Genomic DNA, 19,695 nt, shown 5'->3' on the forward strand with positions numbered 1-19,695 from the left:
AGCGGGCTTCCCGCACCATCGTAAACAAGCACTCCGGATGGCCTTGCCGATCGCCGGCGACCATAATTCTCGTTGGATTTCTTCGACGGGAGAGCAGGTCCACACATTCCGTTTCCGGCGCCTAGTGCAGATCCGATGGGAAAAGCGCGTGATTTTGAGGGATGAGTGAAGGCAGACGCCTGTCCGTCCAAAACGATCGCGCCGAAGCACCGCCCCGGCCTCAGGCGCGCAAGTAGATAAGTTAAAGGCACCTTGGTGTGTTATATACATACGCTGCGCTCTCGGCGCGGATACGAGATCGATGGATCAGGAAACAGTTCTAGCCGCAGTCCTGTTAGCTGATGTCGTGGGCAGCACGCCGCTCTATGAGCGCATCGGCGACGATGCCGCTCTGCAGCAGATCTCGGATTGCCTGGACGCGATGCGCGATATCGTCGCCCGGCACGGCGGTGATTTCATTCACTCGAAGGGCGATGACGTGCTCAGCCTGTTCGAGAGTCCGGAGGGGGCGCTGAGGGCCGTCTGCCAAATCAGCAGCCAACTGACGAAAGCGCCGTTGAGCGCCCGGATCGGATTGCATTTCGGGGCGGTTATTCGCGCGCGGGGCGCGGTATTTGGCGACGTTGTCAATGTCACCGCAAGGCTGTCCACCACGGCCAACCCCGGGGAGGTGCTGATCAGCCAGAACTTCTTCGAAGCGCTTTCTGCGGGCAGCCGCAGTGCCTTGCGGCTTCTCGACAAAATGGCCTTCAAGGGGAAGCAGGAACTCTTCGATGTCTATACCCTAGGGAGCGACGATGGGAACCGCAGTACACACATCGCCAGCCGGGGCACCATTATCGACAGGCGCTCCGCCCCGCCGCGGCAGATCATTCTGGTCATCCGCTATGGAGATCAGTTGCGATCCTGCCGAAACAACGAATTCGTGACGATCGGCCGATCTCCGGAATGCAATATCGTTGTCCAGCGGCCCTGGGTCTCGCGGCACCACGCGACCTTCACCATTTCAAATGGCAAGGCGCGGCTTATCGAGCGAAGCTCGTCGGGCACATTTGTGTCGATGGGGCCCGGCCATGAAGTATTCGTACGCCGCGAAGATATTCTCCTCTTCGGCTCCGGCGACATCTCGCCTGGAATGAGATCGTCCCTTCGCGACGCCCAGGTTCTTCACTACGAAATTGTCTCAGGCTGACCCGGCCGGACGCGACAGCCAACCGGCGAAGGCATTTGGCTCGTCTTCTTCATGCACTAGGATCTCGGCTATATCGATCTGGAACAGAGAACCTTGCAGACCATCGACAACCCGTTCGGCACGAGGTTGTCACCCATGTCTTAGGTACATTCTGTTACCCATGTCTCCGGGTCATACAACAGAGTTCTTGGTGAGCGCGATGGGATTCGAACCCATGACCTACTGATTAAAAGTCAGTTGCTCTACCGGCTGAGCTACGCGCTCCCGCGGGCTGGAAACGCCGCCCTCGAAATTGCGCGGAACATAGGGAGAGTACATCGGCCGGTCAACCGGAAAAAATCGCTCGCAAGTCTTGCTTTTCGCGACATCAAGACCCTCCCGAACCCGGCCCCCGGGCAAAGCCGGAGGGGAGACGCTTCGGGTCGCGCGTTTCGTGTTGAGCAGAATCGCCAGACGCGCTTAAGTCATTGTTTTCATGCATGTCTTACTCTCAAACTGGCTGCATGCATCGGGTGTGCCCGTTGAACGCGACCTGGCGTTTGGCGGAACTATCGCACCGCCCGACCGTTGCCCCCGCAAGGGACGGCAACCACCATCGAGGAGAAGACCATGAACAAGATTTCATCGGGTCTGCTGGCAACCGCGCTGTCGGTTTCGTTCGCCGCGGCGGACATCGTGCCGGTCAATGCCCAGCCGAACTATGTGCCGCAAGGCCAAGACCTCTCGAATGTCCAGACAGTACAGTACCAGGACTGGAGGAAGCGCCGTAGTTTCAATCGCTCCCGGAGCGGCATGTATGAGCGCAATGGTGCCATGTACTGGAACGGCCATCGCGGGTACCGCGAATATCGTCGTGGCTATCGCCGTCACGGCGATTTCTGGTTCCCCCTTGCCGCATTCGCTACCGGCGCGCTGATCACCGGCGCGATCGTCAACAGCCAAAACCGCTATGCGGATGCGCATGTACAATGGTGCTACGACCACTACAGAAGCTATCGCGCTTCGGACAATACATACCTGTCCAGATATGGCAGGCGCGAGTGCCGCTCGCCCTACTGACGGGCCTCAGCTAGTACCCCAGAGCCATTGACCGAGCCCGCATCGCAAGGCGCGGGCTCTCTTTGATGGGTCTCAGTGCACGCTCAGCGTCCTCTGCACAGCGTCGCGCCATCCCGCGAGTTTCGCCGAGCGCGTGGCGGCATCCATATCCGGCTTGAAGCGCCGGTCGAGAGCCCAGGTCTTGGCGAATTCCTTCGTCTTCGGCCACACGCCGGCTTTCGATCCGGCAAGCCAGGCGGCGCCCAGGGCGGTCGTCTCCAGGATCGTCGGGCGATCGACCGGCGCATCGAGGATGTCGGCCAGCCGCTGCATGGTCCAGTCCGAAGCCACCATGCCGCCATCGACCCGCAGCACGGTTTTGGCGGAAGCGCCTTTCCAGTCCTTTCGCATGGCGTCGAGCAGGTCGCGCGTCTGGAAGGCGACAGATTCCAGTGCCGCGCTCGCGAACTCCGCTGGACCTGAATTGCGGGTCAGGCCGAAGATGGCGCCGCGTGCTTCTGCGTCCCAGTGCGGCGCGCCGAGCCCGACGAAGGCCGGCACCAGATAGACCTGCTGCGCCGGATCGGCGATGGCGGCGAGCGCACCGCTCTGCTCGGCCTTGCCGATCACCTTGATGCCGTCGCGCAGCCATTGCACGGCGGCACCCGCAATAAAGATCGAGCCTTCCAGCGCATAGGTGGTCTTGCCGTTCAACCGATAGGCGATGGTGGTCAAGAGCCGGTTCTTCGAGCGCACCAGATCGGCACCGGTGTTGAGCAGCGCGAAGCAGCCGGTGCCGTAAGTGGATTTCATCATGCCGGGCTCGAAACAAGCCTGGCCGATGGTCGCCGCATGCTGGTCGCCGGCCACCCCGAGAATCCTCATCTCGGCGCCGAAAAGGCTCTTCTCGGTGACGCCGAAATCATCGGCGCAGTCCTTCACCTGCGGCAGGATCGCGGCCGGTATGTTCAGGATGGCCAACAGCTCATCGTCCCAAACGTTCTTCTCGATGTTGTAGATCAGTGTGCGCGAGGCGTTCGTGGCGTCGGTGGCGTGCACCTTGCCGCCGGTAAGCCGCCAGATGAGAAAACCGTCGATGGTGCCGGCGAGCAATTCCCCCTTCTCGGCGCGCTTCCTCGCGCCCTTCACCTTGTCCAGCATCCAGGCGATCTTGGTGCCGGAGAAATAGGGATCGAGCAGCAGCCCGGTCTTGCGGGTGAATTTCTTTTCCAGCCCTTGCTTCTTGAGCTTTTGGCAGAGTGGCGCCGTGCGGCGATCCTGCCACACGATGGCGTTGTGGATCGGCTTGCCGGTCGCTTTGTCCCAGATGACGACCGTTTCCCGCTGGTTCGTGATGCCAATCGCCGCCACGTCGGATGCCGCGCGGCCGGCTGCCTTCAGCGCCGCCTTCGCCGTTGCGACCACACTTGACCAGATATCTTCCGGATCGTGCTCGACCCAGCCGGAAGCGGGATAATGCTGCGGGAATTCCTGCTGGCCCGTGCCCGCAACCTTCATCTCGTCGTCGAACAGGATCGCTCGCGTCGAGGTCGTTCCCTGGTCGATGGCCAGCACAAAACCGCTCATTCCGTCCCTCCACTCCTCATGCAACAGGGGAGACGGCAAAGCCGCCTCCCCCGCATTTGCTACATGGGCAAGCACGCCCACGTCATGCAGTTACTTCTGCCAGCTCTTCACCAGCTCGTCATAGTTGATGGTGATCGGCTTTTCCTTCTCGTTCTCAATCTTGAGCTGCGGCGCAAGGTTGCCCTTCGAGACGGCGTCCTTGTTCCAGTAGTCGAGATCGTGCTCTTCGGCGAGCTTCGGCCCGATGTCGCCCTGGACGCCGGACTTCTCGATGCGGCCCATGACTTTCTCCTGCTCGGCGCAGAGCGAGTCCATCGCTTCCTGAGCCGATTTGGCGCCCGAGGACGCATCGCCGATCGCCTGCCACCACAACTGCGCCAGCTTCGGATAGTCAGGCACGTTGGTGCCGGTCGGCGACCACTGGACGCGGGCTGGCGAGCGATAGAACTCGATCAGGCCGCCGAGCTTCGGAGCACGCTCCGTAAAGCTCTTGTCGTGGATCGTGCTCTCGCGGATGAAGGTCAGGCCGACATGGCTCTTCTTCACGTCGACGGTCTTCGAAGTGACGAACTGCGCGTAGAGCCAGGCGGCCTTGGCGCGGTCGTCTGGCGTCGACTTCATCAGCGTCCAGGAACCCACGTCCTGATAGCCGAGCTTCATGCCATCCTTCCAGTAGACGCCATGCGGCGAAGGGGCCATGCGCCACTTCGGCGTGCCATCGTCGTTCAGCACCGCCTTGGCGCTGGCGTCGACCATCGAAGCGGTGAAGGCGGTGTACCAGAAGATCTGTTGCGCAACCGCGCCCTGCGCCGGCACCGGACCGGATTCGGAGAAGGTCATGCCCTGCGCTTCGGCCGGCGCGTAGGCCTTCAGCCAGTCGAGATACTTCTGGATCGAATAGACCGCGGCCGGGCCGTTAGTGTCGCCGCCGCGCGCGGTGCAGGAGCCGACCGGGCGCGAGTTCTCGTCGACCTTGATGCCCCACTCGTCGACCGGCAGGCCGTTTGGAATGCCCTTGTCACCATTGCCAGCCATCGATAGCCAAGCGTCGGTGAACCGCCAGCCGAGCGACGGATCCTTCTTCCCGTAGTCCATGTGGCCATAGACCTTCTTACCGTCGATCTCGCGGCCGGTGAAGAACTCGGCGATGTCCTCATAGGCCGACCAGTTGACCGGAACACCGAGGTCATAGCCGTACTTGGCCTTAAAATCGGCCTTGTTCTTCTCGTCGTTGAACCAGTCGTAGCGGAACCAGTAGAGGTTGGCGAACTGCTGGTCGGGAAGCTGGTAGAGCTTCTTGTCCGGAGCGGTGGTGAAGGAGGTGCCGATGAAGTCCTTCAAGTCGAGGTTCGGATTGGTGACGTCCTTGCCCTCATTCGCCATCCAGTCGGTCAGGTTGCGCACCTGCTGGTAGCGCCAGTGCGTGCCGATCAGGTCGGAGTCGTTGACCCAGCCGTCATAGAGGTTCTGGCCGGTCTGCATCTGAGTCTGGATTTTCTCGACGACATCGCCTTCCTGGATCGTGTCGTGCGTGACCTTGATGCCGGTGATGGCGGAGAAGGCAGGCGCCAGAACCTGCGATTCATAGGAATGGGTGGCGATGGTTTCCGAGACGACCTTGATGTCCATGCCGGCGAACGGCTTGGCTGCGTCAATGAACCACTGCATTTCCTTTTCCTGATCGGCGCGTGAAAGCGTCGACAGGTCGCCTATCTCCTTGTCGAGAAAAGCCTTTGCCTCGTCCATCCCGGCATAGGCTTGGCCCGCGCCCAACAATAGTACGAGGGCTGTCGTTGATGTTAAAATTTGCCGTCGCATAAGTTTCCTCCACATTTAGGTTTCAAGTGCGATCTGGGGCGGCCGCCAGCACGCGGCCGCTCCAGCTATTCCCCCTCTATACGTATCGGAACACGCCGATGGCGTAGACCACGGAGAGAGCGAGAGCCCACCACAGGTTGGGCCCAACGAGACCCAGCCAAGCGAGATGGATAAAGGCGCTGCCGAGCAGCGACAGGAAGAGACGGTCGCCGCGCGTCGTCTCGAAGCGCAGGATGCCGACACGTGGATTGCCGCCCGGCGAGGCATATTCCCAAGCCGCCATGCCGAAGAGTAGCAGAAAGATGGTTCCGAAGAAGGCCGCCGTCGGCCAGGTCCAAGCCATCCAGGAGAGGTCGAGGTTCATGGTCACACCCTCCCCAGGGCGAAGCCCTTCGCGATATAGTTGCGGACGAACCAGATCACGACAGCGCCGGGGATCAGCGTCAGCACACCGGCGGCGGCGAGCAGGCCCCAGTCCATGCCCGCGGCCGACACCGTACGCGTCATGGTGGCGGCGATCGGCTTGGCGTCTGTCGTGGTCAGCGTGCGCGCGATCAACAGCTCCACCCATGAGAACATGAAGCAGAAGAAGCAGGCGACGCCGATGCCGCTGGCAATCAGCGGCATGAAGATTTTCACGAAGAAGCGCGGGAACGAATAGCCGTCGATATACGCGGTTTCGTCGATCTCCTTTGGCACGCCGGACATGAAGCCTTCCAGGATCCACACCGCCAGCGGCACGTTGAACAGGCAGTGCGCCAGCGCCACTGCGATGTGCGTGTCGATCATGCCGAAGGCCGAGTACAGCTGGAAGAACGGCAGCGCGAACACCGCTGGCGGCGCCATGCGGTTGGTCAGCAGCCAGAAAAACAGGTGCTTGTCGCCGAGGAAGCGGTAGCGCGAGAAAGCGTAGGCCGCCGGCAGCGCCACGGCCACCGATATCACCATGTTCATCACCACATAGGTGATCGAGTTGATGTAACCCGAATACCAAGACGGATCGGTGAAGATGGTGCGGTAATTCGCGAGTGTCGGATTGTGTGGGAACAGCGTCAGCGACGACACGATCTCCGCATTGGTTTTGAAGCTCATATTGATAAGCCAGTAGATCGGCAGAAGAATGAGGATGATGTAGAGCGTCGGCACGATCCACCACCAGCGCGATTCCTCGCCGCGCCGGCGCATCAGCTTTGCCACTTCATCCTGGGACAGCGTGCTGCCTACTTCGGTGACCGCCGTCTCGCTCACGCGTGTCGTCTCGTTGGCGCTCGCCATCTCAGCGCTCCGCGTCGTAGTTGGTCATCACGGTGTAGAACACCCACGACAACAACAGGATGATCAGGAAGTAGACGAGCGACATCGCCGCCGCCGGACCGAGATCGAACTGCCCGAGTGCGGTCTTGACGAGGTCGATCGACAGGAAGGTGGTCGAATTGCCGGGGCCGCCGCCGGTGACGACGAAGGGCTCGGTGTAGATCATGAAACTGTCCATGAAGCGCAGGAGCACGGCGATCAAAAGCACGCGCTGCATCTTCGGCAGCTGGATGTAGCGGAACACCGCCCAGCGCGAGGCGCCGTCGATCTTGGCCGCCTGGTAGAAGGCGTCCGGGATCGAAACCAGGCCGGCATAGCAGAGCAGCACGACGAGGCTGGTCCAGTGCCAGACATCCATGATGATGACGGTGACCCAGGCGTCGATCGGATCCTGGACGTAGTTGTAGTCGATGCCGAGCGCGTTGACGTAGTAGCCGAGCAGGCCGATGTCATTGCGGCCGAACACCTGCCAGATCGTGCCGACGACGTTCCACGGAATGAGCAGCGGCAGCGCCATCAGCACCAGGCAGACCGGCACGCCCCAGCCCTTCTTGGGCATGTTGAGCGCGATGAAGATGCCGAGCGGCACTTCGATCGCAAGGATGATGAAGGAGAAGATCAGGTTGCGCACCATCGCTTCCCAGAAGCGGTCGGAGGCGAGCAACTCCTCGAACCACTCGGTGCCGGCCCAGAAGAAGACGTTGTTGCCGAACGTGTCCTGCACGGAATAGTTGACGACGGTCATCAGCGGGATGACGGCCGAGAACGCCACCAGCACCAACACCGGCAGGACAAGGAACCAGGCCCTGTTGTTCCAGGTCTTCTCCATCTATGCCCCCATCTCGACGCGCCATGAATCGGCGTAGATGTTGATGCCGGCCGGGTCGAAGCGGACCTTGGGTTCAGCCGGCACCTCGTCGTCCTCGCCGATGACGGCGGCGATTTCCTTGCCCTCGAGATTGGCGCGGACCACCTTGTGGCGGCCGACATCCTCGACCTTGCTGACGGACACAGCCATGCCTTCGCGGCCGAGCCTCACATATTCAGGACGGATGCCGAGCTCGACAGGGCCGGCCTCGGTCTTCGGCACGCCCGGCAGCTCGATGCGCTGCGTGCCGAGCATCGCCGTCCTGCCTTCCAGCGCAACCGGCAGTACGTTCATGCCCGGCGAGCCGATGAAATAGCCGACGAAAGTGTGGCGCGGCCGCTCGAACAGTTCGGCCGGCGTGCCGATCTGCACGATCTCGCCGTCATACATGACCACGACGCGGTCGGCGAAAGTCAGCGCTTCGGTCTGGTCGTGCGTGACATAAACCATGGTGTAGCCGAAGCGGCGGTGCAGTTGCTTGAGTTGCGAGCGCAGCACCCATTTCATATGCGGGTCGATGACGGTGAGCGGCTCGTCGAACAGGATGGCGTTGACGTCCGAGCGCACCAGTCCGCGTCCGAGCGAGATTTTCTGCTTCTGGTCGGCGGTCAGCCGGCGCGCTTTCCGGTTGGCCATCGAGGCGAGATCGATCATGTCGAGAGTCTCGCGCACCTTGCGGTCGACATCGGCTTCCGGCACGCGCCGGTTGCGCAGCGGGAAGGCCAGATTGTCGTAGACGGTCATGGTGTCGTAGATGACCGGGAACTGGAACACCTGGGCGATGTTGCGCTCCTGCGTCGACAGCTTGGTCACGTCCCGGCCGTCGAACAGAAGCTTCCCGTGCGAGGGGTGGAGCAGCCCCGAAATGATGTTGAGCAAGGTGGTCTTGCCGCAGCCCGAGGGTCCGAGCAGTGCATAGGCGCCGCCGTCCTCGAAAATATGGTGCACTTCCTTCAGCGCGAAATCCGAATCCTTCTTCGGGTTGGGCAGGTAGGAGTGGCGGATGTGGTTGACGTCGATGCGCGCCATCGCTTCCTCCTCAGGCCGCCAGCTTCGACGCCGTCACGGCGCGGCCGTTCTGGTCGAACACCATGATGTGGCGCGGGTCGATGAATACCTCGACCTCATCGTCCGTCTCGAAGTCGAGGATCCCGTGCGCCAGCATGACCCAGCGCGCATCGGCGAAGTCGAGATGGACGAAGCTTTCCGAGCCCGTGATCTCGGTGATGGTGACCTTGGCCCGCACCGGCACGGCGCTGGTATTGGGACGATCGAGCGACAGATGATGCGGCTGGAAGCCGATCGTATAGCTGGCGTCTGGAATGCCGAGCAGTTCCGGCGGCACCGGCAGCTTGACGCCGCCTTCGAGCAGGAAATCCGAGCCCTTCTTGGCCAGCACGATGGCGTTGAGCGGCGGGTCGGCGAAGGTCCTTGCCGTCACCAGGTCGACCGGCTTGCGGAACACTTCGACAGTCGGCCCGAATTGCGTGACCCGGCCTTCCGAGAGCGTCGCTGTGTTGCCGCCAAGCAAAAGCGCCTCGTGCGGCTCGGTCGTGGCGTAGACGAAAATGGTGCCGGAGGCCGCAAAGATCTTCGGCAGCTCGGCCCGCAACTCCTCGCGCAGCTTGTAATCGAGATTGGCGAGCGGCTCGTCGAGCAGGACCAGGCTGGCGTTCTTGACGATGGCGCGGGCAAGCGCCGTGCGCTGCTGCTGGCCGCCGGACAGGCTGAGGGGCGTGCGGTCGAGATACGGCGTGAGCTTCAGCAGCACCGCCGCATTGCGCACTTCCTTGTCGATCTTTCCCTGCTCCACGCTGGCAACCCGAAGCGGCGAGGCGATATTCTCGTAGACGGTCATCGCCGGATAGTTGATGAACTGTTGGTAGACCATCGCGACGTTGCGCCTCTGCACCGGCTGTCCGGTGACGTCCTTGCCGTCGAACCAGACCGAGCCGGAGGTTGGCGCATCGAGGCCGGCCATCAGCCGCATCAGGCTGGTCTTGCCTGAAAGCGTCGGCCCGAGGAGGACGTTCAGCGAGCCGTGCTGAAGCGTCAGCGACACGTCGCGGATATGCTCCTGCGCGCCGACCGTCTTCGTCACGTTCCTCAGTTCCAGCATCACGCCTCCTCCCGAGCCTTGCACGTCATTGGGCGGCTATCATTCCGCCGCCGCGACATGGCGACGGCCACGCATGAATTCTTCGAGTGCCGCGGTCTGCTCGCGGCTGAAATGCAGGCCGCGCTTGGTCCTGCGCCACAATACATCCTCCGCGGTAACCGCCCATTCGTTCTCGACGAGGTAGCGCACCTCGGCCTCGTAGAGGTCGGCGCCGAAGTTGCGGCCGAGATCGGCATTCGACTTGGCCAGCCCAAGCAGTTTCTCGGCACGCGTTCCGTAGAGCCGGGTGAACCTGCGCGCCAGCCGCTGGTCGAGGAACGGATAGGCGTTCTTGAGCCTTGCAACCTGCGCGTCGAAGCCGGTCGCCGGGAAATCGCCGCCGGGCAGCGGCGCGTTGGCGGTCCATGGCTTGCCGCGCTTGCCGAGAAAGCCTTCGATCTTCTCCAGCATCGATTCCGCCAGTCGTCGGAACGTCGTGATCTTGCCGCCAAAGGCGTTGATCAACGGGGCCGCGCCCTCCCCGCCCTCGGCCTTGAGCACATAGTCGCGCGTCGCCTCCTGCGCCTTCGAGGCGCCGTCATCATAGAGCGGGCGCACCGCCGAATAGGTCCAGACGATGTCCGTACGCTTGACGGGTTGCGCGAAATATTCGCTGGCCGCAGCGCACAGATAATCGATCTCGGCATCGCTGATCTTCACGTCATGCGGATCGCCGGGATAGTCGCGATCGGTGGTGCCGATCAGCGTGAATTCTTCCTCATAAGGAATGGCGAAGATGATGCGCCCGTCCTTGTTCTGGAAGAAATAGGCGCGCGGATCGTCGAACTTCTTGGCGATGACGATGTGGCTGCCCTGTACCAGCCGGACATTGTGCACGTCGTTCTGGCCGACCGCCTTTGCCAGCACCTGGTCGACCCACGGCCCCGCCGCGTTGACGAGAAGGCGGGCCCGGATTTCCTCTTTCTCGCCGGTCAACACATTCTGGATCTTGATCGTCCAAAGGGCGCCGTCGCGGCGTGCGCTGACCACTTTGGTGCGGGTGCGTATGACGGCGCCGCGGTCGGCCGCGTCGCGGGCATTGAGCGCCACCAGGCGGGCATCGTTGACCCAGCCGTCGGAATATTCGAACGCCTTGCGGAAGAGCGGCTTCAGCGGCTTGCCGGCCGGATCGGTGGCCATGTCCAGCGTCTTCGTCGCCGGCAAGAGCTTGCGCCCGCCGATGTGGTCGTAGAGGAACAGGCCGAGCCGGATCAGCCAGGCCGGACGCAGGCCCTTGGCATAGGGCAGCACGAAACGCATCGGCCAGATGATGTGCGGCGCGTTCTTCCACAGAACTTCGCGCTCCATCAGCGCTTCGCGCACCAGGCGGAATTCATAGAATTCGAGATAGCGCAGGCCGCCATGGATCAGCTTGGTCGAGCCGGAGGACGTCCCGCTGGCCAGATCGTTCATCTCGGCCAGGAAAACCGAAAATCCGCGGCCAACGGCGTCGCGGACGATGCCGCAGCCATTGATGCCGCCGCCTATGACGAAAATGTCATGGATCGGTGATGCGTTCACAGGTTTCCTCCACGATTTCGCATTGCACCATTTTTGTGGTTCGCGAAACCGTTGCGGAATTATTTCGAACTAAGAACGAATGTCAAACGAAATATCACAGGCACGTGAGGCTGCCGTGAAACGACGTTATCCGAGCGCCGTCTCGATCAAACGAACCTCTGTTTCCTCACAGATCCTGCGCACCGATGGGATGTCGCAACGGTCGGTGATGAAGGTGTTGACCTGCGACAGATGGCCGATGCGGACCGGCGCCGTGCGCTCGAATTTGGTCTGGTCGGAGACGAGAATCACGTGGCGCGCATTGGCGATAATGGCCTGCGCCACCTTCACCTCGCGAAAATCGAAGTCGAGCAGCGCGCCGTCATGGTCGATGGCCGAGGCGCCGATGACGGCGTAGTCAACCTTGAACTGGCGGATGAAATCGACGGCGGCCTCGCCGACGACACCGCCGTCGGAGCCGCGCACCACGCCGCCGGCGATCACCACCTCGATCGAAGGATAGATACGCATCCTATTGGCAACATTGATGTTATTGGTGATGACCATAAGTCCGTTGTGGTCGAGAAGCGCCTTTGAAACGGCTTCCGTCGTGGTACCGATATTGATGAACAGAGAGGCGTTGTCGGGGATCAGCCTGGCCGCGGCGCGCCCGATCGCCTCTTTCTCGTCTGCAGCGATCTTGCGCCGCGCCTCATATTCCATGTTCTCGATGCCGGAGGGAAACAGCGCCCCGCCATGGATGCGCGTCAGCAGGCGCTGGTCGCAGAGGTCGTTGAGGTCCTTGCGGATGGTCTGCGGCGTCACGCTGAAATGCGTCGCCAGGTCGTCGACCAGCACACGGCCGTAGTCCTTCGCCATCTGGATGATCTCGGCATGACGTGGCGAAAGAAACATCCGGCATCCTCCCCGTTTTCGTTTTTTCCGTCTATATCGGAAAACGAAAGCGATGAAAAGGTAGAAGCCGGCTAATGAAATCCACATGATCGCAAAGGCAAACCGGTTCGCAATGGCCCCATTGCTTCACGCAAGATGTCGCGCGATCTCGGTGACGACATCGAAAGCCATATCAACGTCAGCTGCCGTCGACTCGAACTGCCCTGCCTGGAAGCGGATCGCGACACGCCCGTCCACGCGGGTCTGGGTCAGGTAGATGCGGCCGTCGGTGTTGATCGCATCGACCAGCCGCAGATTGTGCTCGTCCGCGTCGGCGCCCGGCGCTGCACGATGGCGAAACGAGAACAGCGACAGCATGGGCTCGGTGACGAGCTCGAAATCCGCCTCCTTGGCCAGGCGTTCGGCAAGGCCCTCGCTCCAGGCAACGTGGTTGCGGATCATCTTGCGCAGGCCTTCCAGCCCATGGGCGCGCAGCAGGAACCAGAGTTTCAGTGCTCGGAACCGCCGGCCGAGCGGCACCGACCATTCGGAATAATTGATGATCCCGTCATGGCCACGGGTCTTCAGGTAGTCCGGCTTGATCGCCAGCGTCCGCACGAGATCTTCCGGCTGGCGGACGAACTGGATCGAGCAGTCGAATTGCGCGCCCAGCCATTTGTGCGGGTTGAAGACGATGGAATCGGCGCCTTCGACACCCGCCCAGAAATGTCGATACTCCTGGCAGATCATCGCCGATCCGGCCCAGGCCGCGTCGACATGCAGATAGAGGCCGTGCCGCTTCGCGACAGCGGCAACGGCAGCGATATCGTCGGTGCCGCCGGTGCTGGTGCCGCCAACGCAGGCGATGATGCCCGCGGGCAGCAGGCCCGCTTCGCGGTCCGCGACAATCGCCGCTTCAAGCGCCGCCGTGTCCATGGCGCGGAAACGGCCGGCAACCGGGATACGGACGAGGTTCTCCTCACCGATGCCCGAAACCCAGATCGCGCGATCGATCGAGGTGTGGACCTGGTCGGAGGAATAGACGCGCAGCTTCGCCTGTCCGGCGAGACCTTGTCTGTTGCCCTGCCAATCCAGCGCCCGCTCGCGCATGGTGAGCACCGCGGCAAGCGTCGCCGAAGATGCCGAATCCTGAATGACGCCGGAGAAGCCTTCGGGCAGGCCGAGCGCCTGACGCATCCAGTCGACGATACGCATCTCGAGCTCGGTCGCCGCCGGCGAGGTCTGCCACAGCATGCATTGCGCCGCCATCGCCGAGACCAGATACTCGGCTACGACCGATACCGGCGCCGCGTTGGCTGGGAAATAGGCAAAGAAGCGCGGATGCTGCCAATGCGTCATGCCGGGCACGATCTTTTCTTCGAAATCGGCGAAGATCTTTTCAATCGGCTCGGCGGTTTCGGGCGGAGATGCCTCGACGCTCCTGAAAATCTCACCCGGCGCTATCGCCGGCCGCACCGGCCGGTCGCGCAGGCTAGCCCGGTAATCGACACCCCAATCGGCGGCGCGCCTCGACCAGTCGCGGAATTCTTCGTTATCCATGTTTCCTCCGGCAGCCGGCGGACGCTGATCGGCCAGCCGGTTTCAATTTTAATTAACATGTTAAATAGATGGAGGCAACCGCTGCATGGATGGAAGCCTACCCCGGGAAATCCGGCAGGCTGGCAAAAGCCGCCTTCAGCGCGTTCGACCAGCCATCCGAGATGGTGCGATAGTACTGGTCGTCCTGGCCGATCCTTTTCTTAAGGCCGACCTTGAAAGCGTCCTTCTCCAGGAAGAGCAGGTCGAGCGGCAGACCTACCGACAGGTTCGACTTCAGCGTCGAATCGAAGGAGACAAGCAGCAGCTTCACCGTCTCGGCCAGGCTCATCGTACGGTCATAGGCGCGGATGATGATCGGCTTGCCGTATTTCGTCTCGCCAATCTGGAAGAACGGCGTGTCGTCGGTCGATTCGATGAAATTGCCTTCGGGATAGATCATGAACAGCCGGGGCGGGCTGCCCTTGATCTGGCCGCCAAGGATGAAGGAGGCGTTGAAATAGGAATCGGCCTTGTCGCCGGTGGGCGAGGATTGCGCGATGACCTCTTTCACCGTGTCGCCGACCAGCCGCACCGTCTGGTACATGGACGGCGTTTCGAGCAGCTTCTCGTGGCGGTCGCCGACCGCCTTGTTGCGCTCGTCGAGCAGGCTGACAACGGCCTGGGTCATGGCGAGATTGCCCGCCGACATCAGCACGATGACGCGGTCTCCAGGTTCCTCCCAGGCATGCATCTTCTTGAAGGTCGAGATCGAATCCATGCCGGCATTGGTGCGCGTGTCCGACATGAACACGAGCCCGCGATCGATCTTGAGGCCGACGCAATAGGTCATGGTCGCTCTTCTGGTGAATCTTAGAGCAATTCCAGGAAAAGTGTGTGGCGGTTTTCCGTCCGGAATTGCGTAAAGACAAATAGTTAGAGCAGTGCAGCGATTCCATCAAACGCTGAACTGCTCTAACGGCGATTACTGCTCGACCGTGACGGCGACGGCAAGCTTCTCCTCCGCCTGCCCCAGCAGTATCCCGGAAACCGGCGAGGCATCGCGATAATCGCGACCCGTCGCCACTCGCACATAACGTTCGTCGGGAGAGATACCGTTGGCAGGGTCAAAGGCAACCCAGCCGAGTCCCAGGACATGCGCTTCAGCCCAGGCATGGCTCGCCGCCTGCTCGACCGAAACGTCCATCATCAGATAGCCGCTGACGTAGCGCGCGGGAAAGCCCATCACGCGCGCCGCGGCGGCGAAGATATGGCTGTGGTCCTGGCAGACACCGGCTTTCAGCGTCAGCGCTTCTTCCGCCGGCGTCACCGCGCTGGTCGTGCCCGGCTTGTAGTCGACGCGCTCGCGGATCGTCATCATTAGCCCGTGCAGCCGCTCGATATCGGTCCCCTCGCCGACCGATGTGGCCAATTGGCGGATGCCGTCACCGGCAGTGGTGAGCTGCGTCTCCTGACCGAACAGCCAGAGCGGCGCGAAACCGTGGTGCGGGCCGGATACGCCGGCCGTGTCGCGCGTCGTCACTTCTCCCGCTGCCTCGACCGTGATGATGTTGTGGCCGCCTTCGGCGCTCACCAGTCGCGTGTCGTTGCCGAAATGGTCGGTGAAGCGCACTTCCTCCCGAGCGCCATCGATCTTGATCGCCCAGGACACAACCGTCTGTGTCGGTCCGCTCACCGGCAGAAGGCGCAGCCGCTGCAGCAGATATTGCACCGGTGCGTCATAGCGGTACTCGGTGCGGTGGGTGATCTTGAGCCGCATGACGTCATTTTCCGTTTGCGAGCATGATCTTGTCCGAAAACCGGTTTCCACTTTTCGGGATCATGCTCAGTGGAACCGGTAGTCCTGGGCGATCTCGTCGCCCAGCCTGGTGTTGTCGCGGATGAATTCGGCCAGGAACTCGTGCAGGCCGTGGTCGAATATGTCCTTGATCGACCCCTTCTTCAGCATCGCCTGGATCTTCTCGGCCGTCGCATGGCAGGCATGGCGCTCGCCATAGTCGTCGGCGAGGAACTTCAGGTGCTCGCCGAGGAAGCGGTAGCAGAAGGTCAGCGAGCGCGGCATACGCACATTGAGGATCAGATAGTCGGCGATGTTGGTCGGCTTGTAGTCGGCGTCATAGACCCAGCGATAGGAACGGTGCGCCGACACCGAGCGCAGGATCGATTCCCATTGATAATTGTCGAGCGTCGAACCGACCCAGGAGATCGACGGCAAGAGCACATAGTATTTCACGTCGAGGATGCGGGCCGTGTTGTCGGCGCGCTCGACATAGGTGCCGAGCTGCGAGAAGTCGAAGATCTCGTTACGCAGCATGGTACCGTAGAACGAGCCGCGGATCAGCGCCGTCTCTCGCTTGATGGCATCGAGCACCGTCGGCAGGTCGCGCTCGTCGATTGGCATCGCCAGCATGCGCTTCAGCGACATCCAGGCCTCGTTGATGCTCTCCCAGGTCTCGCGGGTCAGCGCGGTGCGCACCATGCGCGCGTTGTTGCGCGCCGTCTCGATCGACGACATCGTGCTCGACGGATTGGACGTGTCGCGCAGCAGGAAATCCGAGACGTTGCCGACCGTGTAATCCTGGTATTTCTGCGAGAAGGCAACGTCGGAGCCGGCGCTGAGCAGCACCGAGTTCCATTCCTCGGACGCGTTCTGAGTGCGCGTCAGCGCCATGCGCAGGCCGGCATCGACCAGGCGCGCCATGTTTTCGGCCCGCTCGATATAGCGGTTCATCCAGTAGAGACCGTTGGCAGTGCGGCCCAAAAGCATATCAACATGCCTCGATTTCAAGCGAGTAGCGAGTAGCGAATAGCGAATAGCGGAAAAGAGATTTCATAGCTTTTGTTGCAGGCTCCTGATCATCGAACGCAGCATTTTTCCGATTTCGTCAGCCTGGCCAAGCAGGCTGGCGACTTCCGCTTCGACCATCAATCCTACCTCTCCGCACAGAATGAGATGTGTCTCCAATTCTTTCAGGGAACCCTGCGCCACGCGAAGAAATTGGATGAAAGCTCCTGTATTTTCTCGGCCATGACCTTCCGCGACATTCGCCGCGATGGAAGCCGCCGAGCGTCGTACCTGAGAGGTCATTCCGTATGCTTCCCTGTTCGGAAAAGCTTTCGTGGCCGAGCAGCAATGCACTGCCAGACGCAGGGCCGCCTTCCAAACAATTAGGTCCCTGTAAGAATTGATTGCCGTCGGATCCCCCTATTCGCTATTCGCTACTCTCTGCTCACTTACTTCAATCATCCAGCACCCACGTATCCTTCGTCCCGCCGCCCTGCGAGGAATTGACCACCAGCGAGCCTTCCTTCAGGGCAACGCGCGTCAGGCCGCCCGGCACGAGTTGGATGCGGTCCGAGACCAGGACATAGGGCCTGAGATCGACGTGGCGCGGCGACAGTCCCTTCTCGGTCAGGATCGGACAGGTCGAGAGCGCGAGCGTCGGCTGGGCGATGTAGTTCGCCGGCTTTGCCTGCAGCTTCTTGGCGAAGTCCTGGCATTCCTTCTTGGTCGCCGCCGGGCCGACCAGCATGCCGTAGCCGCCGGAGCCGTGCACTTCCTTGATCACGAGCTCGCCGATGTGCTCCAGCACATATTTCAGGCTGTCCGGCTCCGAGCAGCGCCAGGTCGGGATGTTACCGAGGATCGCCTTACGGCCGGTGTAGAACTCGACGATCTCCGGCATGTAGGAATAGATCGCCTTGTCGTCGGCGATGCCGGTTCCCGGCGCGTTGGCGATGGTGATGTTGCCGGCGCGATAGACATCCATGATGCCCGGCACGCCGAGCGCCGAATCCGGCCTGAACGTCAGCGGATCGAGGAAGGCGTCGTCGACACGCCGGTAGAGCACGTCGATCTGCTTGTAGCCTTCGGTGGTACGCATCGTGACATGACCGTCGACCACGCGCAGGTCCTGCCCCTCGACCAGTTGCACGCCCATCTGGTCGGCGAGGAAGGCGTGCTCGAAATAGGCGGAGTTGTAGGAGCCGGGCGTCAGCACGGCGATGGTGGGCGCGCCCTTGGCGCTCTGCGGCCGCACCGCGGCGAGCGACTGGCGCAGCAGCTGCGGATAATTCTCGACTGGCCGCACCTTGATCTGCTGGAACAGCTCTGGGAAGAGCTGCATCATCGTCTCGCGGTTCTCCAGCATGTAGGAGACGCCGGACGGCGTGCGGGCGTTGTCCTCGAGCACGTAGAATTCGTTCTCGCTGATGCGGACGATGTCGACGCCGATGATGTGGGTGTAGACGCCCGCGGGCGGCCTGACCCCGATCATCTCGGGCAGGAAGGCTTCATTCTTTGCGATGAGATCCCTGGGAACGCGGCCGGCGCGCAGGATTTCCTGGCGGTGATAGATGTCGTCGAGGAAGGCGTTCAGCGCCTGCACGCGCTGCTCAATGCCTTGGGTGAGCCGGCGCCACTCCTGGCCGGAAATGATGCGCGGGACGATGTCGAAAGGGATCAGCCGCTCGGAGGCTTCCTGCTCGCCATAGACGGCGAAGGTGATCCCGGTTTTGCGGAAGACGCGCTCGGCGTCCTGCATTTTCTGGGTGAGCCTGGCCGGGTCCTGTTCCTTCAGCCAGCGATCGTAAGCCTGATATGGTCTTCTTAATCCGGAGACTTCCGGAAGCATTTCGTCGAACGCTGCCAATCGCGTACTCCCCTCTGAAGCCATTTCACTGGCCTCGCCCGAGAAAAGCAAGCGCAATCGGTAATTTGAGAGGCGGCGGCGGTCACTCTATGCAAACTGCCTAAGATTAGGGCAGCGCGAACGATGCGGGGTCAGGCTCTGCCTTGCGGCCGGGCACTGCCAGGATGATCAAAACGCCCGGAAGGTGACGATGGTGAAAGTGTCCTTGATTCCGGGCAGAATCTGCACCCTCTCATTAACGAAGTGGCCGATGTCTTCCTCGTCATCGACATAGAATTTTGCGAGCAGGTCATAATTGCCGGCGGTCGAGTAGATTTCGGAGGCGATCTCGGCGTCGGCGAGCGCGCTGGCGACATCATAGGCTTTGCCCAGATCGCACTTTATCTGCACGAAAAATGCCTTCATTGCCAATCCTGTGAGCTTCTACGCGAATAAGCGGCCCTTGTGGCAGACTGGCGACGGGCTTTCAAGCATCAGGCCGCACGCGCCTTGGCGACCGCTTGCCGCAATTCCCCGGCCGGCGTGCCGCGCCGGTACAGGCTGCCGCCGGCAACGAGCGTCGGAGTGCTCCACAGCCGAGCATCGGTCCGGCCATCGGCGGCGCCAAGAATCTTCCAGCAGCGATGAAACCGCGGCGTGCCGACGCGCGTATGTTAGATTGCGTCAGCAAAGCGAATTCCGGGAGACAGGCCGTGCACCGCTTATTGTTCGCATTAGCTCTCATTCCAACGCTCATCGCTTCGATCGCCTTCGCGGGCGACGCCAAGATCAAGGCGGCGCAGACGGTCATCGACAGCCAGCTCAAAGCTTTCCTCGCCGATGACGGCGCCACCGCCTACAGTTTCGCCGCCCCGAACGTGAAGCGGATCTTCCCGACCGTCGACACCTTCATGAACATGGTGACCAACGGCTACGCGCCGGTGCGCAGGCCGCAGAGCTATTCCTTCGGCAAGGTCGAGCAGACCGGACCGGCCTCGATCATCCAGCAGGTGCTGATCGTCGGACCCGACGGCAAGGACTATGAGGCGGTCTATACGCTGGAGCAGCAGCCGGACGGCAGCTTCAAGATCACCGGCTGCAGCCTGCGGGCCTCGACTTCGGTCAGTACTTGACGCGG

Annotated in this window: 19 protein-coding genes and 1 tRNA gene; 3 read left to right on the plus strand and 17 right to left on the minus strand. The window is 61.7% G+C overall.

What is annotated here, in order from left to right:
- The first annotated feature begins 301 nt into the window (after positions 1 to 301).
- Positions 302 to 1,192, plus strand: a complete 891-nt coding sequence (locus RFM40_RS03270; protein WP_320229130.1) for an FHA domain-containing protein — start codon at positions 302 to 304, stop codon at positions 1,190 to 1,192.
- 188 nt (positions 1,193 to 1,380) lie between these two features.
- Here the strand turns inward: RFM40_RS03270 and RFM40_RS03275 are convergent.
- Positions 1,381 to 1,456 (minus strand) — tRNA-Lys (locus RFM40_RS03275).
- 345 nt (positions 1,457 to 1,801) lie between these two features.
- Here RFM40_RS03275 and RFM40_RS03280 point away from each other — a divergent pair.
- On the plus strand, positions 1,802 to 2,251 hold the full coding sequence (locus RFM40_RS03280; RefSeq protein WP_320227107.1) for a BA14K family protein: 450 nt from the start codon (positions 1,802 to 1,804) through the stop codon (positions 2,249 to 2,251).
- A 72-nt stretch (positions 2,252 to 2,323) separates the two neighbouring features.
- Here the strand turns inward: RFM40_RS03280 and glpK are convergent, their stop codons facing one another.
- The 16 genes from glpK to RFM40_RS03360 all read right to left on the minus strand — a co-directional run bounded on the left by glpK (position 2,324) and on the right by RFM40_RS03360 (position 18,983).
- Complete coding sequence (gene glpK / locus RFM40_RS03285) at positions 2,324 to 3,817, minus strand: glycerol kinase GlpK (protein ID WP_320227108.1); 1,494 nt, start codon at positions 3,815 to 3,817, stop codon at positions 2,324 to 2,326.
- 90 nt (positions 3,818 to 3,907) lie between these two features.
- Entirely contained in the window at positions 3,908 to 5,635 is a 1,728-nt protein-coding gene (locus tag RFM40_RS03290; RefSeq protein WP_320227109.1) for an ABC transporter substrate-binding protein, read from the minus strand.
- A gap of 76 nt (positions 5,636 to 5,711) precedes the next feature.
- Positions 5,712 to 5,999 (minus strand): DUF2160 domain-containing protein, encoded by a 288-nt coding sequence (locus tag RFM40_RS03295; protein ID WP_320227110.1) that lies wholly within the window; start codon positions 5,997 to 5,999, stop codon positions 5,712 to 5,714.
- Between the two features lie 2 nt (positions 6,000 to 6,001).
- Positions 6,002 to 6,910, minus strand: coding sequence for a carbohydrate ABC transporter permease (locus RFM40_RS03300; RefSeq protein ID WP_320277139.1), 909 nt, complete (start codon positions 6,908 to 6,910; stop codon positions 6,002 to 6,004).
- 1 nt (position 6,911) lies between these two features.
- Entirely contained in the window at positions 6,912 to 7,778 is an 867-nt protein-coding gene (locus tag RFM40_RS03305) for a carbohydrate ABC transporter permease (protein WP_126100462.1), read from the minus strand.
- Positions 7,779 to 8,846 (minus strand): ABC transporter ATP-binding protein, encoded by a 1,068-nt coding sequence (locus tag RFM40_RS03310; RefSeq protein WP_320227113.1) that lies wholly within the window; start codon positions 8,844 to 8,846, stop codon positions 7,779 to 7,781.
- 10 nt (positions 8,847 to 8,856) lie between these two features.
- Positions 8,857 to 9,936: an ABC transporter ATP-binding protein gene (locus RFM40_RS03315; protein WP_320277140.1), complete on the minus strand. Its 1,080-nt coding sequence runs from the start codon at positions 9,934 to 9,936 to the stop codon at positions 8,857 to 8,859.
- A gap of 39 nt (positions 9,937 to 9,975) precedes the next feature.
- Positions 9,976 to 11,496: a glycerol-3-phosphate dehydrogenase gene (gene glpD / locus RFM40_RS03320; RefSeq protein ID WP_320277141.1), complete on the minus strand. Its 1,521-nt coding sequence runs from the start codon at positions 11,494 to 11,496 to the stop codon at positions 9,976 to 9,978.
- A 126-nt stretch (positions 11,497 to 11,622) separates the two neighbouring features.
- Positions 11,623 to 12,390, minus strand: a complete 768-nt coding sequence (locus RFM40_RS03325) for a DeoR/GlpR family DNA-binding transcription regulator (protein WP_320219184.1) — start codon at positions 12,388 to 12,390, stop codon at positions 11,623 to 11,625.
- 126 nt (positions 12,391 to 12,516) lie between these two features.
- On the minus strand, positions 12,517 to 13,929 hold the full coding sequence (locus RFM40_RS03330) for a pyridoxal phosphate-dependent decarboxylase family protein (protein WP_320277142.1): 1,413 nt from the start codon (positions 13,927 to 13,929) through the stop codon (positions 12,517 to 12,519).
- A gap of 97 nt (positions 13,930 to 14,026) precedes the next feature.
- Positions 14,027 to 14,758 (minus strand): proteasome-type protease, encoded by a 732-nt coding sequence (locus RFM40_RS03335; protein ID WP_320277143.1) that lies wholly within the window; start codon positions 14,756 to 14,758, stop codon positions 14,027 to 14,029.
- Positions 14,759 to 14,890: 132 nt separating this feature from the next.
- Complete coding sequence (locus RFM40_RS03340; protein WP_320227118.1) at positions 14,891 to 15,685, minus strand: transglutaminase family protein; 795 nt, start codon at positions 15,683 to 15,685, stop codon at positions 14,891 to 14,893.
- 66 nt (positions 15,686 to 15,751) lie between these two features.
- Positions 15,752 to 16,693 (minus strand): alpha-E domain-containing protein, encoded by a 942-nt coding sequence (locus RFM40_RS03345; protein ID WP_320277144.1) that lies wholly within the window; start codon positions 16,691 to 16,693, stop codon positions 15,752 to 15,754.
- A gap of 63 nt (positions 16,694 to 16,756) precedes the next feature.
- The gene (locus RFM40_RS03350; protein ID WP_320227230.1) at positions 16,757 to 17,116 is read right to left on the minus strand and encodes a four helix bundle protein; all 360 of its coding nucleotides are present in this window, start codon (positions 17,114 to 17,116) and stop codon (positions 16,757 to 16,759) included.
- Between the two features lie 49 nt (positions 17,117 to 17,165).
- Complete coding sequence (locus tag RFM40_RS03355; protein WP_320277145.1) at positions 17,166 to 18,578, minus strand: circularly permuted type 2 ATP-grasp protein; 1,413 nt, start codon at positions 18,576 to 18,578, stop codon at positions 17,166 to 17,168.
- A gap of 168 nt (positions 18,579 to 18,746) precedes the next feature.
- A complete protein-coding gene (locus RFM40_RS03360) occupies positions 18,747 to 18,983 on the minus strand; it encodes an Lrp/AsnC ligand binding domain-containing protein (protein WP_320227121.1) in 237 nt (78 codons plus the stop codon).
- Positions 18,984 to 19,270: 287 nt separating this feature from the next.
- Between RFM40_RS03360 and RFM40_RS03365 the strand changes: the two genes are divergently transcribed.
- Positions 19,271 to 19,690 (plus strand): DUF4864 domain-containing protein, encoded by a 420-nt coding sequence (locus RFM40_RS03365; protein ID WP_320277146.1) that lies wholly within the window; start codon positions 19,271 to 19,273, stop codon positions 19,688 to 19,690.
- The last annotated feature ends 5 nt before the right edge of the window (positions 19,691 to 19,695 follow it).

This window comes from Mesorhizobium captivum, from assembly GCF_033977165.1.
Taxonomy (GTDB): domain Bacteria; phylum Pseudomonadota; class Alphaproteobacteria; order Rhizobiales; family Rhizobiaceae; genus Mesorhizobium; species Mesorhizobium captivum.

Coding starts and splice junctions, on each gene's coding strand:
- RFM40_RS03270 (WP_320229130.1), top strand. CDS start 302: ATGGATCAGGAAACAGTTCTAGCCGCAGTCCTGTTAGCTGATGTCGTG.
- RFM40_RS03280 (WP_320227107.1), top strand. CDS start 1,802: ATGAACAAGATTTCATCGGGTCTGCTGGCAACCGCGCTGTCGGTTTCG.
- glpK (WP_320227108.1), bottom strand. CDS start 3,817: ATGAGCGGTTTTGTGCTGGCCATCGACCAGGGAACGACCTCGACGCGA.
- RFM40_RS03290 (WP_320227109.1), bottom strand. CDS start 5,635: ATGCGACGGCAAATTTTAACATCAACGACAGCCCTCGTACTATTGTTG.
- RFM40_RS03295 (WP_320227110.1), bottom strand. CDS start 5,999: ATGAACCTCGACCTCTCCTGGATGGCTTGGACCTGGCCGACGGCGGCC.
- RFM40_RS03300 (WP_320277139.1), bottom strand. CDS start 6,910: ATGGCGAGCGCCAACGAGACGACACGCGTGAGCGAGACGGCGGTCACC.
- RFM40_RS03305 (WP_126100462.1), bottom strand. CDS start 7,778: ATGGAGAAGACCTGGAACAACAGGGCCTGGTTCCTTGTCCTGCCGGTG.
- RFM40_RS03310 (WP_320227113.1), bottom strand. CDS start 8,846: ATGGCGCGCATCGACGTCAACCACATCCGCCACTCCTACCTGCCCAAC.
- RFM40_RS03315 (WP_320277140.1), bottom strand. CDS start 9,936: ATGCTGGAACTGAGGAACGTGACGAAGACGGTCGGCGCGCAGGAGCAT.
- RFM40_RS03325 (WP_320219184.1), bottom strand. CDS start 12,390: ATGTTTCTTTCGCCACGTCATGCCGAGATCATCCAGATGGCGAAGGAC.
- RFM40_RS03330 (WP_320277142.1), bottom strand. CDS start 13,929: ATGGATAACGAAGAATTCCGCGACTGGTCGAGGCGCGCCGCCGATTGG.
- RFM40_RS03335 (WP_320277143.1), bottom strand. CDS start 14,758: ATGACCTATTGCGTCGGCCTCAAGATCGATCGCGGGCTCGTGTTCATG.
- RFM40_RS03340 (WP_320227118.1), bottom strand. CDS start 15,685: ATGCGGCTCAAGATCACCCACCGCACCGAGTACCGCTATGACGCACCG.
- RFM40_RS03345 (WP_320277144.1), bottom strand. CDS start 16,693: ATGCTTTTGGGCCGCACTGCCAACGGTCTCTACTGGATGAACCGCTAT.
- RFM40_RS03360 (WP_320227121.1), bottom strand. CDS start 18,983: ATGAAGGCATTTTTCGTGCAGATAAAGTGCGATCTGGGCAAAGCCTAT.